The sequence below is a fragment of the Streptomyces sp. NPDC058632 genome (assembly GCF_042717095.1).
Classification (GTDB): Bacteria; Actinomycetota; Actinomycetes; order Streptomycetales; family Streptomycetaceae; genus Streptomyces.
The window spans coordinates 13,096-26,364 of record NZ_JBHXQZ010000049.1; the positions used below are offsets into that span (position 1 = coordinate 13,096).

Genomic DNA, 13,269 nt, shown 5'->3' on the forward strand with positions numbered 1-13,269 from the left:
CTGGGTCGGTGACCGGGCCGGGCGCACAATGGACGGCATGGGCTCCGTGAAATACGCCGAACTGGGGGCTTTCCTGCGCTCCCGGCGCGAACGCATCCGCCCCGGCGACGTCGGGCTCCCCTCCGGACCCCGGCGCCGGGTGCCGGGGCTGCGCCGTGACGAGGTCGCCCAGCTCGCCGGAGCGTCGGTGGACTACTACAACGAGCTCGAACGCGGAGCCGGCTCCCAGCCGTCCGAGCAGATGATCGCCGCGCTGGCGCGGGCGCTGCGCCTGACCGCCGACGAGCGCGACTACCTCTACCACCTGGCGGACCGCCCGGTGCCCGTGCAGGACGGGCCCGCCTCGCACGTGCACCCCGGCATGCTCGACCTGCTCGGCCGGATGACGACGACACCGGCACAGGTGATCACCGACCTGCACATCACCCTCGTACAGAACCCCCTCGCCGTGGCGCTGCTGGGTGACCAGTCCGGCCTGCGGGGACACCGGGCCAGCTTCGTGTACCGGTGGTTCACCGACCCCGTCGCCCGCGACCTCTACCCCGAGGCCGATCACGACCGCCAGTCCCGCTCCTTCGTCGCCGACCTGCGCGCGGCCGCCGCCAGGCGGGACGGGAAGGACGCCGAGGCCGGCTCGCTGATCGGCGCGCTGCTCGACGCGTCCCCCGAGTTCGCCGCCCTGTGGGCCGACCACGACGTCGCCTTCCGGCGGGACGACCGCAAACGCCTCATCCACCCCGTCCTCGGCCCGGTCGAGGTCAACTGCCTGCACCTCTTCAGCGAGGACGGCCGGCAGCGGCTCCTCTGGTTCACACCGGCGGTCGGCACCGACAGCGCCGACCTCCTCGACCTGCTCGCGGTCATCGGTACCCAGGACGTCGTCGACCCCACCGGCACCGGCTTCACAGCAGGTGGTCGGCTTTCCCCGCCTTGATGTCGAGGATCATGCGCCGCAGCGCGTCCCGGCTGGCGGTGAGGTATTCGGCACCGGCACCGGCACCGGCTATGGCGATGTAGCCGTTGCCGTGCTGATCGGTGCCGAGGCGGAAGCCACCGGCTCCCTCGCCGCAGACTCGCCGCAGAAGGGGCTTCCCAGGTGATGTGGTCCGTGGTGCTTCTTCTCACAGGCTGTTGGCGGCGTTCCGGATGAAGTCACGGAAGGCCCGCGGCGACAGGGCGATGCGCTCCATCCAGTCCACGTGCGTACAGTACTTGGCCGACTGGGCTTCTCCGCCGGGGAATTCCGGCCCATGCGTACTGTCCGCCTGGACGGTGCCCAGTCGCGGGACCGGTCCTTCCAGGCAGGTGAAGGTCTGCCCGGACCCGTGACACGTGCCGGCGGTGAACGGCACGACCAGCAACCGTACGGCGGGCCGTTGGGACATGGTGATCACAAGCTCGAGCTGCGCCCGTGCGCACTCCCGTCCGCCGAATTCGGCACACCGTTGGCAGCGAGGAACCTGTGAAGGCTGCCTGATCCGGGCAGTGATCCGGCCCGCCTCCCTTTGGGACGATGCCTCCGCTGTACCCCGCGACTACGACACCGGGTGGCTGACTCCATCCCTGATGCTGACCCGCACGACCCTCGCCGTGGCAGCCGGCTGCCTCGCCCCGGCCCTGCTGCTCTCCACTCCGTCCTTCGCCACCCCCATGCCGCCGTCGACCGCTGTCGCCGCCGCGTCGGACACGGGCTCCCCCTACGACGAGATGGACGCGGACGACCTGCGCATCCGCGATCCTCCGCATCCTGGCCGATCCCGACAGCGGCAAGCGAGTGATCCAGGAGGCCGACGAACTCCTCGACGAGGGCACTGCGGAGGAGGTGCGTGCCTGGCTCGAGACGGGTTACCGCCTCGCCCAGTCCGAGGACGACGCCGTCGCCATCTCCACGATCCTCGCCGACCCCGACATCAGCGACCCCCTGCGTGCGGCGGCGAGTGCGGCCCTGGACGACTACACCCCAGAAGCGTTGCGTTACTTCCTTGAGGTCGGCCAGTACGAGGTCGACGGCTGGAACCTGTCGTCCGGATGAGGCCGGGCCAGGGAACGGATCCCGGCGCGTACGACAAGATCCCGTGGACCAACGTGCAGGGCGGGGGAACGGTGGTGATCCCGCACGTCGTCGTGGACGGGATCGGCAGGTGGTCCCACGCCATCAGCGACATCATCTGAAAGCCGCCCTGCTCACATCGTCGTGGGCAGGGCGGCGCGTTCAGGACGGTGAGAGATGGAAGGGGATTCGGTTACGGCAGGGCGTGGACGTGCGGCCCCACCGCGTTGGACCAGGCGTTGCCGGCGGTGGCGTCCCAGTTGGTGGACCAGGTCATGGCGCCGCGCAGGGCCGGGTAGGTCTTCGACGGCTTGAAGGAACCGCAGTTGGTGGCCCTGGTCAGGCAGTCGAGGGCGTTGTTCACCACGGTCGGGGAGACGTAGCCGCTGCCCGCGCCGCGGGTGGAGGCCGGGAGGCCGAGGCCCACCTGGGACGGGTGGAGGCCGCCTTCCAGCTGGATGCAGGCCAGCGCGGTCAGGAAGTCCACCGAGCCCTGACTGTAGACCTTGCCGTCGCAGCCCAACATCGAACCGCTGTTGTAGTACTGCATGTTGACGACCGTGAGGATGTCCTTCACGTTCAGCGCGGTCTGGAAGTAGGAGTTGGACGTGGACTGCATGTCGATGGTCTGCGGTGCCATCGTCAGGATCATGTCCGGGCCCGCCTTCGCGGACAGCGACCGCAGTGCCTGCGTCATGTGGGTCGCGTTGAGGCCGTTCTCCAGGTCGATGTCGACGCCGTCGAAGCCGTACTCCTGCATCACGGCGTACACCGAGTTCGCGAAGTTCGTCGCGGAGGCGGGGTCGTTCACCGAGACGGTGCCCTTCTCGCCGCCCACCGAGATGATGACCTTCTTGCCGGCCGCCTGCTTCGCCCGCACGTCCGCCTTGAACCGGTCGACGGTGTAGCCGTTCAGGCCCGCCGAGTCCAGGTTGAAGGTGACCGCGCCCGGTGTGCCCGTCGCGTCCGCGAAGGCGACCGCGATGATGTCGTACTGGGCGGGGACGTCCGAGATGCGCTGCACCGCCGCGCCGTTGTTGAAGTTCTGCCAGTAGCCGGTCACCGCGTGCCGGGGCAGGTCACCGCCGCCGCCACCGTCGTTGCCCTCCGTCGTCCGGGCCGTCACCGCCGTCGACTTGGGTGATTCGCCCGCCGCGTTGGTCGCCGCGACCCGGAAGGAGTACGAGGTGGAGGCCGCGAGCCCGGTCACCGTCGCGGACGTGCCCGTCACCGCCGTGACCTTCGTACCGTCGCGGTAGAGGGTGTAACCCGTCGCTCCGGAGACGGAGTTCCAGGTCAGGGAAGCCGTCGACGCCGTCGTGCCCGAGACGCTCAGACCGCTCGGGGTGCCGGGGACGGCCGGGTCCGGGTCGCCGCCGTCGCCTCCGCCTCCGTCGGGACCGAAGACCGACAGGTCGTCCGTGTAGTAGGGCTGCTGTCCGTACCAGCCGTGGGTGTAGACCGTCACGGACGTGGTCGCGGAGCCGGTGCGGAAGCTCGTCGTCAGCTGCTTCCAGGTACTGGAGTCCGGTGTCCAGGTGGAGACGTCCGTCGTGCCGGTGCCGGTCACGCCCAGGTAGGCGTACCCGCCCTGCACCCAGGTGCTCAGTGAGTACGTGGAGTCGGGCCGCACCGCGACGGTCTGTGTGCAGCGGGCGTTGTCCTGGCCGGCCGGGGTGGCCTTGAGCGCGGCCGTGCCCCCGTGCACGGGGGACGAGACGGTCGTGCCGCTGTTCGCCGAGCAGGTCCAGTTGCTCAGGCCCGATTCGAAACCGGCGTTCTTGACGTTGTTCACGTCCGCCGCGGACGCCTGGCCCGCGCCCGCGAGGGGGAGAGTGAGGGCGAGGGCCGAGACGAGGGCGCCCGCCCAGAGGCGGCCGGGGCGGCGGCGGGCGGCTCTGTTTCTGCGGTCGGTCGTGGCTGGCGTGCGGTCCACTGAAGCCTCCTGTGGGGGTGGGGGGAAGGGGGCTGGACAAGGGGTACAGAGAGAAGGGGGTGCAAGGAGGGGCTGGAGGGGAGAGGGAGAGAGGGAAGGCGAGGGGCGGGAGGGAGAAGTGAGAGGGGCATGGGGATGACAGCGGGCGTCGTCGTTGGAGCAACAAGGTGGTCCAGACCAATCGGGTTGTCAATGGGTCCAGACCAATTCGAGGGTGCGGGGTCGTGTCCGGCTGCCCGGCGCTCCGGCCCGCCGGACGGCCCCGCGCCAGGGTTCCGGCGTCAAGGCGGTGCGCGGGATCTCCCCCCTGCGAGTCGTGTCGAGGCCGGCGAGATGCTCAACGTGCCCCGTTTTGGCGCAACTTGTGCAACGCCAGTTGCTTACGAGCTACACAAACGCTGTTCTCCGGCCACAAAGCCGTGGTTACAGTGCTCGCATAGTCACGCAGCGAAGTCGTCAGGGTGTATCGGAGTGACGTCCGGTGGACCGAGGGGCATGGGGAGAACGGGGAGCCGCGCGTGCCAACTGCCATTGCTGTGACCAGTGCCGACCTGGCGCTGCCACCGCAGGACGAACGAACCCTGCCCGCCGTGGTGCTGCGGAACATGGCCGGCCTGCCGCTCGAACAGGCGCTGTCCGAACTCCAGGCGCTCATCGAACAGCACGGGCACGTCATCGTGGTCTGCTCCAAGGTGACGCCCGTCGCCGTCCTGCGGCGGCTGCACACCCTGCGCTCCCTGCTGGAGAGCGACCGGATCGCCCTCTTCAGCCCTGATCTGCCCCCGCTCGGACTCGCCGTACTCGTACGCCAGTTGAGGCAGCTCGCCTCCTGCGACCTCAGCCCCGGCGTGCTCGCCTCGGCCGGCCGGCTACTGGTCCACTACATCCACTCCGGGGCCCTGCTCGGCTCCGTCGCCCGGCTCGACCGGATTCCCGTGAACCTGAAGCAGCACGCCAAGTCGTGGATGCCCGGCAGTCAGTTCGCCGTCCTCGCCCACCCGCAGCCGCAGCTCGTCCGCCTCGGTCCGGAAGCCGCTCTGGACGGACCGGAGTTCGGCACCTGGATGCTCGTCGCCAAGGGGCAGCTCCAGTCCGACTGGGTCACCGACACCCTGGCACCGTCCTGGAAGGTGCAGGGACTGCGCGAGGCGCCGCTTCCGGCCGAGTCCCCGAGCTGGTGGGGGACCGGCAAGGTCATCGAGTTCTGCACCTATCTTCCCGACCTCTCCGTCCTCTACCAGCTGGTCACGAGCGTGCGGCGCGGCATCTGCCACTGGTGCGGCATCGATGTCATCGGCGACCGGTGCGTGTTCTGTTCGGCCACGCCACCGTCCGTACCCGCCCACGACAGCCCCCACGACAGCCCCCGCGGCCTCAACAGCGGCCGCGGCACCGGCAGCAGAGCCCTCGTCCGCGGCAGCTGAACCGGCACACCGCACCACACCGCCCCGCCCCGCCCCGCGCCCCGTCCGCACACACGAAACGCGGTTTCCCACCGTCCCGCTCGGCCCATATCCCCCAATGAGGTTGCACGGTCTATGAACTCCCGTCAGCGCCGCGGCGTGATACTCCTGCTCCTGTCGATCCTGTGCGCCCTCGCCGCGTTCGCCGGTGTGCTCTCCGTCGTCAACGACGTGGAGTCCAAGGTCGGTCCCGAGGTCGGCGCGTACCGGCTGAAATCCGATGTGGCGCCCTACACGCCGCTCAGAACGGGCCAGTTCGAGAAGATCGAGATGCCCGAGCGCTGGCTGTCGGCGAACGCGGTCACCGATCTCGGCGACATCCGGGGCAAGATCGCCGTCACCACGCTGAAGGAGGGCTCCCTGCTGCAGAGCGACATGATCGTGAACCAGCCCGCCCTGCAGCCGGGGCAGCAGGAGGTCGCCATCATGATCGACGCGGCCACCGGCGTCGCCGGAAAGATCACGCCGGGCTCGTCGGTCAACGTCTACGCCACCTTCGAGGGGGAGCGCGAGGGCGCCGCGGCCCAGTCGAAGATCATCGTGACCAACGCCAAGGTCCTCGACGTCGGCCGGATCACCGCCCTCGAACCCGACGAGAACGACCGCGGACGGCAGCCCACGGACGCCGTCCCCATCACCTTCGCGCTGTCCACCATCGACGCCCAGCGCATCACCTACGCCGAGTCCTTCGCCCAGCGGGTCAGGCTCGCACTCGTCGCCCCCGGCGGCGACACCACGGTTCCCGAGCAGGACCGTACGTACGAACTCGCGAAGGACAAGTGAGAGGCCCGCATGCCCACGAGGATCCTCCCGGCAGTCGGTGACGCGGACGCCGTCCGGTCCATCACCACGCTGCTCAGCCAGCTCCCGGACGCCGAGCCGGTGGCCCCGGTGGCCGACTCCACCCAGCTCGTCGACACCCTCGCGCGCCTGGCCGCCGAGTCGATCGACGAGCTGCCCGAGGTCGTGGTCGTGCACGAGCGGATCGGCCCGGTCCCCGCACTGGAACTGATCCGTGAAGTGGCCCTGCGCTTCCCCGCCGTCGGCGTCATCCTCGTCACCTCCGACGCCAGTCCCGGCCTCTTCCAGGCCGCCATGGACTACGGCGCCCGCGGCCTGGTCGCCCTGCCGCTCAGCTACGAGGAACTCGCCACCCGCGTCCAGGCCGTCGCCCAGTGGTCCTCCGGCGTACGCCGCCATCTCGGAGCCGGCAGCGACGTGTTCACCGGCGTCGGCGGCACGGTCGTCACCGTCAGCGGAGCCAAGGGCGGGGTGGGCGCGACCCTGACCGCCATCCAACTGGCTCTGGCCGCCCAGGCCTCCGGCCGCAGCACCGCCCTGGTCGACCTGGACCTCCAGACCGGGGACGTCGCCTCCTTCCTGGACGTCCAGTTCCGGAGGTCCGTCGTGGACCTCGCGACGATCACCGACATCTCCCCGCGCGTCCTGGCCGACGCCGTCTTCCGCCACGACACCGGTCTCACCCTGCTCCTCGCCCCCGCCGAAGGCGAACGCGGCGAGGACGTCACCGACCGCGCCGCCCGCCACATCGTCGGCGCCCTGCGCTCCCGGTACGAGGTCGTGGTCGTCGACACCGGCGCCCAGCTCGGCGGGGCCGGCGCGGCCGCCGTCGAGACCGCCGACACCGCGCTCCTGGTCACCACCCCGGACGTGGTCTCCGTCCGGGGCGCCAAACGGACGGTACGGATGTGGGACCGGCTCCAGATCCGCAAGGCGGAGGAGACCACGGTCGTCGTCAACCGCCACACCCGGAGTACGGAGATCCAGCCGCCCCTCATCCAGAAGATCACCGGCACCGCGGTCGCGGCCACCGTGATCCCCGCCAACTTCAAGGAACTCCAGCCGGTCGTGGACGCGGGCCGGGTCCACGAACTGGAGAACAGGAGCGCGGTGAAGCAGGCCCTGTGGGCCCTGGCCGGAGAGCTGGGGCTGGCCAAGGCCCCCGAGGGCGCCCAGAAGTCCGGCCGGCTGCGGGGAGACCGGCTGCGCGGCGACCGGGGAGCGGTGAGCATCCGGCGGCGCAAGCACGGAGGGGGGTGACCGTGATGAAGGGGGAGGAGCGGCACTCCTGCCCGGGCCGTGACGGTGACGGCGACCATGTCTGTGCCCGTGACCGGGGCCAGGTCACCATCGAGTTCCTCGGCATGATCCCGACGATCCTCGTGACACTCGTGGTGCTGTGGCAACTCGTGCTGCTGGGATACACGTTCACCCTCGCGGGGAATGCTGCGGACGAAGCGGTCCGCGCGGCCACCGCCGCGGACCCCGGCGCGCGCCAGGGCGCCTGCGAGGCGGCGGGGCTGGACAAACTGCCCAGTGCCTGGGAGGGAGCGGCGACGGTGACGTGCGCGACCGGGGGCGGCTATGTCACCGCCGACGTGACACTGGGCGTCCCCGTCCTCTTCCCGGGCACCGCCACCTTTCCCTTCGAGGTGAAGGGCCACGCGGGCGCGGTGGAGGAGGAGGTGGGGGACTAGATGACGTACAGGCACAGGCACAGGCACAGGCGGGGCGGGCTCGGGAGGCGTGGGGACCGCGGGCAGGTGGCGATCGAGTACCTGGGCTTCCTGCCGGTCCTGATCATCGTCGCGATGGCCGCCGTACAGCTGGGCCTGATCGCGTACACCGCCCAGCAGGCCGGTACCGCCGCCCGCGCGGGGGCCCGCAGCGCCTCGCTCGACGGGGCGGCCGGGTCGGCCTGCGCGGTGGCGGTCAGCGGCTGGCTGGCCGGCCGCACCGACTGCGGGGCGTCCGGTGGCGGTGACGAGGTCACCGTCACCGCCACGATCGACATCCCGTCGATCGTGCCGGGCTGGGACTTCGGCCAGGCCACGAAGACCGCCACGATGCCCGTCGACCACTGACCGCACCTGACCACCCATCCACCCATCTCAGGTATTCACCACGCAACCAGGAACGAGGAGCGCCGGACTCATGAGTCTGCGGTCACGTATCAACTCCCCCGAGGAGAAGGGCAGCCGGGGCGAGGACGGTCATCTGGTCGCCTCCTACCGCGCCAAGCTCCTCGAGGAGATCGACCTCGCGGAGATGAGTTCGCTGGCCGCCGCCGAGCGCCGGGCGAGACTGGAGCGGGTGCTCGGGCACATCATCAGCCGCGAGGGCCCGGTCCTGTCGACCGTGGAGCGCTCGCAGCTGATCCGCAGGGTCGTCGACGAGGCACTCGGCCTCGGCATCCTGGAACCGCTCCTCGAGGACGCCTCCATCACGGAGATCATGGTCAACGGCCCCGACGCGATCTTCGTCGAGCGCGGCGGACGTGTCGAGCAGCTGCCGATGCGCTTCGCCTCCCACGACCAGCTGATGCAGACCATCGAACGCATCGTCTCGACGGTCAACCGCCGCGTGGACGAGTCGAATCCGATGGTGGACGCGCGTCTGCCGTCCGGGGAGCGCGTCAACGTCATCATCCCGCCGCTGTCCCTGACCGGCGCCACCCTCACCATCCGCCGCTTCCCGCGCTCCTTCACCCTCCACGAGCTGATCGGCCTCGGCTCCCTCGACGAGCACATGCTGTACCTGCTGGCGGGCCTGGTGCAGGCACGCTTCAACGTGATCGTGTCGGGCGCGACCGGCACCGGGAAGACGACCCTCCTCAACGCCCTCTCCGGCCTGATCCCCGAGGGTGAGCGCATCATCACCATCGAGGACTCCGCCGAACTCCAGCTCCAGCAGCCGCACGTGATCCGTCTGGAGGCGCGCCCGCCGAACGTCGAGGGCAAGGGCCGCATCACCATCCGCGACCTGGTGCGCAACTCGCTGCGCATGCGCCCCGACCGGATCGTCGTGGGCGAGGTCCGCGGCGGCGAGTCCCTGGACATGCTCCAGGCGATGTCCACGGGCCACGACGGCTCGCTCGCCACCGTCCACGCCAACAGCGCGGAGGACGCCCTGATGCGCCTCCAGACCCTCGCCTCCATGTCGGAGGTGGAGATCCCCTTCGTCGCGCTGCACGACCAGATCAACAGCGCCGTCGACGTCCTCGTCCAGCTCACCCGCTTCGCCGACGGCGCCCGCCGCATCACCGAGATCGCCCTGCTGGAGAGCCACGGCGGCGAACCGTACCGGCTGGCCACGGTCGCCCGGTTCAACGCGCAGCCGATGGCAGGCGACGGCCGCATCTACGGCTCGTACGAGCACCACCCGCTCCCGCGCCGCACCGCCGAACGCCTCTACATGGCGAGTCAGCCCGTCCCGCAGGCCTTCGGCATCGCCCGTTCCCTCGACCAGCTCACCACCCGAGAAGCCAGGTAGGACCGCCGCCATGGATCTGCAGGACCTGATCGCGCTGACCACCGGCATCGCACTGCTGACCTGCGTCCTCGCGGTCGTCGGCGTGCACACGTACGCCGCGGGCAGGGCTCAGCAGCAGGAGCTGGTGGAACGGCTGTCGTACACCGGACAGGTCACGGTCGGCGGGCGCCGGCGCCACTTCCCCACCCTGGACCGCAGGCTGCGCCGCACCGCGTTCGGCAGGAGACTGGAACTGCGCCTGGTGGCCACCGGCCTGGACATCACCCCGGGCGAGTTCGTCGCCTACATGGTCGCCCTCGCCCTGGGCCTCCTCCTCACCGGCCAGGCCATCCTCGCCCCGTTCTTCGGCCCGCTGGCCGGCGTCCTGGGCATCTGGCTGGCGTTCCAGTTCCTCGACTGGCAACGCCAGAAACGCATCGAGAAGTTCATCAACCAGCTCCCCGAACTGGCCCGCATCCTGGCCAACGCCACCCAGGCCGGTCTCGCCCTGCGGACGGCGATCGGCATGGCGGCGGAGGAACTGGAAGCGCCGGCGGGCGAGGAACTGGCCAAGGTCGACAACCAGTTGGCCCTCGGCGCCTCGATGGACGACGCGCTGGGCGAGCTGGCCGAACGTCTTCCCTCCCGCGAACTCATCGTCCTGGTCACCACGTTGGTGCTCTCCAACCGGGCGGGCGGCCAGGTCGTCAGCGCTCTGCGGAACCTCACCGACACCCTGGAGGAGCGCAAGGAGACCCGGCGCGAGGTCCGTACCCAGCTCTCCCAGGTCAGCATGACGTCGTACGCCGTCCCCGTCCTGGGGGTCGGCTCGTTGTTCCTGATGAACGGGGTGAAGGACGGCGCCCTGGAACGCATGACCGGCTCCCCGGTCGGCCAGGGCGCCGTGATCGTCGCCTTCGGCCTGTACGCGGTCGGCTTCGTCCTGATCCGCCGCCTGTCCCGCATCGACGTATGAGGAGGGAGGAGTGAGTGACATGGGACTTCTGCTGGCGCTGGTGACGGCCCTCGCCGTAGGGGGCGTCTTCGCCGGCGTACGCATGTACCGCGCCGACGCGAAACTCCCCGCCGACCTGGTCCTCGCCCTGGAGGTCGGCGCCACCCGCACCGGCGCGGTGGACTCGCTCGTCGACCGCATGGGCATGCGCTACGCCCCCGCAGTCCTGCGCCTCATGGGTCCCCAGCGGGTCGCCCGGTACCGCCGCAGGATCGACCTCGCGGGCAACCCCGGCGGCCTCACCATCGACCGTTACGCCGCCCGTCGCGCGGTCTACGGCTTCCTCGGCGGCTTCGGCTTCCTGGTCTTCCTCATGCGCGGGCAGTTCTTCGTCGCCCTGCTGCTGCTCGCCTTCGGCGCGTTCTGGACGGAGGTCGGCATCTGGTCGGCGATCCGGATCCGCCGGGACGTGATCGAGCGGACCCTGCCGGACTTCCTGGACGTCCTCGCCGTCGTCGTCAGCGCGGGCCTCGGCTTCCGGCAGGCCCTGGACCGGGTCGCCACCAAGTACGAGGGCCCGTGGGCGGACGAGCTGCGCATCACGCTCCGCCAGATGGACCTCGGCATGAGCCGCCGTCAGGCCTTCGCGGAACTGCGCCGACGCAACGACTCCGAGCAGGTCGCCATGTTCGTCACGGCGTTGCAGCAGGGCGAGGAACTCGGCGCCCCCATCGTGGAGACGCTGGTCGCCCTCGCGAGGGACATGCGCCGCACGGACGCGCAGAACGCCCGCCGCAAGGCGGCCCGCGCGGTCCCCAAGGCCACCATGATGATCACCACGTTCATGGTCCCGGCCACGATGATCCTCCTCGGCGCGGGCCTGATCCTGGGCTCCGGCACCGACTTCGGCTCGATCACGGGCGAGTAGCGGGACGAGGGACAAGGAACGAGGGACGGTGAACAGCAGGATGGCGATGACCGGGGAGCGCGGGCCGCGCTCAGGACGTAGGGACCGCAGGGGCTTGCTGCGCCGGTGCCGTACCCGGCAGCCCGGGACCGGCATGCCCTCGGCGGACGGCTCGCCCCTCCCAGCGCACGCCGTCACCGAGCAGGCCCTCACGGAGCAGGCCCTCACGGAGCAGGCCCTCACGGAACAGGCTCTCAGGGAGCACGTCGCCACGGGCGCGCCGGAGGTCCGGCCACACCCTGCGACGGACAGCCACCCCGCGACGGACCGAGCCACCCCGCAGGCACCCGCACCCCTGCCTCCCCCCGCGCCGGCATTCGAGTCCCCGGCCGTCGACCTCCAGATCAACGCACTCCAGGCCCTGTGCCGGCAGGTGTTCGGCTTCCGGCTGGCGGTGATCGCGCTGGCCGCCCCCGCCGCCCTCCTCAACGCGGGGCCGGGCTGGAGCGTGCGCATGGTCGGCATCGCGGTCGTGGTCACCTTCATGGCGTCCTACGCCCTCGTACGGGACTGGGAGCGCTTCGGCCCTCTCCTCCTGCGCCACCCCAGCCTCCTCGCCGTGGACACCCTCTTCGGAGCCCTGCTCCTCATCTCCGCCGGCCCCGACAGCCTCCTCGCATACGCCGGCATCTGCACCCCGCTCCTCGCGGGTCTGGTCTACGGCTGGCGGGGGGCGGCGGCGTTCGCCTCCCTCCAGGGACTGATCCTGCTCCTGGTCCACGTGACCCTGGCGGACGCGGATCCACCCGCGGGCCTCACGGAGACGCTGTTCCTGCCGGGCCTCTGCGTCATCACGGGCGCGGTCGGCTCCAGCCTCCGCAACCTCATGCTTGGCTTCGGCACGGCCACCCGGGCCCTGACGACGGTCCAGGCCCGCCTGGCCGCCACGGAGGCGGTCAGCGAGGAACGTGCCTGCCTGGCACGCGAAATGCACGACTCGGTGGCGAAGACCCTGCACGGTGTCGCCCTGGCCGCCGACGGCCTCGCCGGCTCGGCGAGCGCCGGGCACGTGAACGCGGCGCTGCTACGGCAACAGGCGGAACTGGTCGCCCGCTCTGCCCGCCGCGCCGCCGCCGAGTCCCGTGAACTCCTGGCGGACCTGCGGGGAGGGGCGCCCGGGGGTGCGGGCGCGTGGCAGAGCGGCAAGGAGATCGTGGCCGAACTGGCAGCACGTACAGGTGCCTTCAGCACCCGCACAGGCCTTCCGGCGACCTTCCGCCGAACCGGCGACGACGACGCGGCCGGGACTCCGCCCCACCCCGTACCCGTCCCCCTCACGGTGGCCCGCCAACTGCTCACCATCGTCTCAGAGGCGCTGGAGAACGCCCACCGCCATGCGCACCCGACACGAGTCGCCGTGAGCGCGGGTGTCCACGGCGGCCTGCTCCGTATCACCGTCCACGACGACGGCCGCGGCCTCCCACCCGGCACGACCCTCGAACAACTCCGCACGGACGGTCACTTCGGCCTGGTCGGCATGGTCGAGCGCGCGGCGGCGATCGGTGCCCGCATCCGCATCGGCCGAGGCACCCACCCGCGAGGCACGGAGGTCCGCCTGGAACTCCCGATGGCGCCCGCGAGACCACTCACCAGCACCCGCGCGACAGCGGAGGTGGCCCGATGACA

General features: G+C 70.8%; 14 protein-coding genes and 1 pseudogene. 12 read left to right on the top strand and 3 right to left on the bottom strand.

The window, feature by feature from the left end; translation table 11 throughout:
- Window positions 1-28 precede the first annotated feature (28 nt).
- The gene (locus ACFWVE_RS19745; protein WP_384015618.1) at window positions 29-934 is read left to right on the top strand and encodes a helix-turn-helix transcriptional regulator; all 906 of its coding nucleotides are present in this window, start codon (window positions 29-31) and stop codon (window positions 932-934) included.
- Here ACFWVE_RS19745 and ACFWVE_RS19750 read toward each other — a convergent pair.
- Window positions 903-1,082 carry a hypothetical protein gene (locus ACFWVE_RS19750; protein WP_384015697.1) on the bottom strand — a complete coding sequence of 60 codons (180 nt, stop codon included), beginning with the start codon at window positions 1,080-1,082 and terminating at the stop codon, window positions 903-905. The two genes, ACFWVE_RS19745 and ACFWVE_RS19750, sit on opposite strands and share 32 nt — an antisense overlap.
- Window positions 1,083-1,121: 39 nt before the next feature.
- Entirely contained in the window at window positions 1,122-1,490 is a 369-nt protein-coding gene (locus ACFWVE_RS19755) for a Scr1 family TA system antitoxin-like transcriptional regulator (RefSeq protein WP_384015699.1), read from the bottom strand.
- 73 nt (window positions 1,491-1,563) lie between these two features.
- Between ACFWVE_RS19755 and ACFWVE_RS19760 the strand changes: the two are divergent.
- Window positions 1,564-2,032 (top strand): annotated as a pseudogene (locus tag ACFWVE_RS19760) (ALF repeat-containing protein).
- Window positions 2,029-2,172, top strand: a complete 144-nt coding sequence (locus ACFWVE_RS19765) for a hypothetical protein (RefSeq protein WP_384015620.1) — start codon at window positions 2,029-2,031, stop codon at window positions 2,170-2,172. The pseudogene ACFWVE_RS19760 and the gene ACFWVE_RS19765 overlap by 4 nt, the downstream one beginning before the upstream one ends.
- A gap of 71 nt (window positions 2,173-2,243) precedes the next feature.
- Here the strand turns inward: ACFWVE_RS19765 and ACFWVE_RS19770 are convergent, their stop codons facing one another.
- Window positions 2,244-3,986: a chitinase gene (locus ACFWVE_RS19770; protein WP_384015622.1), complete on the bottom strand. Its 1,743-nt coding sequence runs from the start codon at window positions 3,984-3,986 to the stop codon at window positions 2,244-2,246.
- Window positions 3,987-4,504: 518 nt separating this feature from the next.
- On the opposite strand from ACFWVE_RS19770, the gene ACFWVE_RS19775 reads away from it, so the two are divergent.
- The 9 genes from ACFWVE_RS19775 to ACFWVE_RS19815 all read left to right on the top strand — a co-directional run bounded on the left by ACFWVE_RS19775 (window position 4,505) and on the right by ACFWVE_RS19815 (window position 13,267).
- Window positions 4,505-5,410, top strand: a complete 906-nt coding sequence (locus ACFWVE_RS19775) for a hypothetical protein (RefSeq protein WP_384015623.1) — start codon at window positions 4,505-4,507, stop codon at window positions 5,408-5,410.
- Between the two features lie 114 nt (window positions 5,411-5,524).
- Window positions 5,525-6,232, top strand: a complete 708-nt coding sequence (cpaB, locus tag ACFWVE_RS19780) for a Flp pilus assembly protein CpaB (protein WP_384015625.1) — start codon at window positions 5,525-5,527, stop codon at window positions 6,230-6,232.
- A gap of 9 nt (window positions 6,233-6,241) precedes the next feature.
- On the top strand, window positions 6,242-7,510 hold the full coding sequence (locus ACFWVE_RS19785; protein ID WP_384015627.1) for a CpaE family protein: 1,269 nt from the start codon (window positions 6,242-6,244) through the stop codon (window positions 7,508-7,510).
- Between the two features lie 104 nt (window positions 7,511-7,614).
- Complete coding sequence (locus tag ACFWVE_RS19790) at window positions 7,615-7,947, top strand: pilus assembly protein (RefSeq protein WP_384015701.1); 333 nt, start codon at window positions 7,615-7,617, stop codon at window positions 7,945-7,947.
- A complete protein-coding gene (locus ACFWVE_RS19795; protein ID WP_384015629.1) occupies window positions 7,948-8,334 on the top strand; it encodes a TadE/TadG family type IV pilus assembly protein in 387 nt (128 codons plus the stop codon). It begins immediately after the preceding gene.
- Window positions 8,335-8,404: 70 nt separating this feature from the next.
- Window positions 8,405-9,742, top strand: coding sequence for a CpaF family protein (locus tag ACFWVE_RS19800; RefSeq protein ID WP_384015631.1), 1,338 nt, complete (start codon window positions 8,405-8,407; stop codon window positions 9,740-9,742).
- 10 nt (window positions 9,743-9,752) lie between these two features.
- Complete coding sequence (locus ACFWVE_RS19805; RefSeq protein WP_384015633.1) at window positions 9,753-10,697, top strand: type II secretion system F family protein; 945 nt, start codon at window positions 9,753-9,755, stop codon at window positions 10,695-10,697.
- A 19-nt stretch (window positions 10,698-10,716) separates the two neighbouring features.
- Window positions 10,717-11,604, top strand: a complete 888-nt coding sequence (locus tag ACFWVE_RS19810) for a DUF5936 domain-containing protein (protein ID WP_384015635.1) — start codon at window positions 10,717-10,719, stop codon at window positions 11,602-11,604.
- Window positions 11,605-11,644: 40 nt separating this feature from the next.
- Complete coding sequence (locus ACFWVE_RS19815; protein ID WP_384015703.1) at window positions 11,645-13,267, top strand: sensor histidine kinase; 1,623 nt, start codon at window positions 11,645-11,647, stop codon at window positions 13,265-13,267.
- Window positions 13,268-13,269 lie beyond the last annotated feature (2 nt).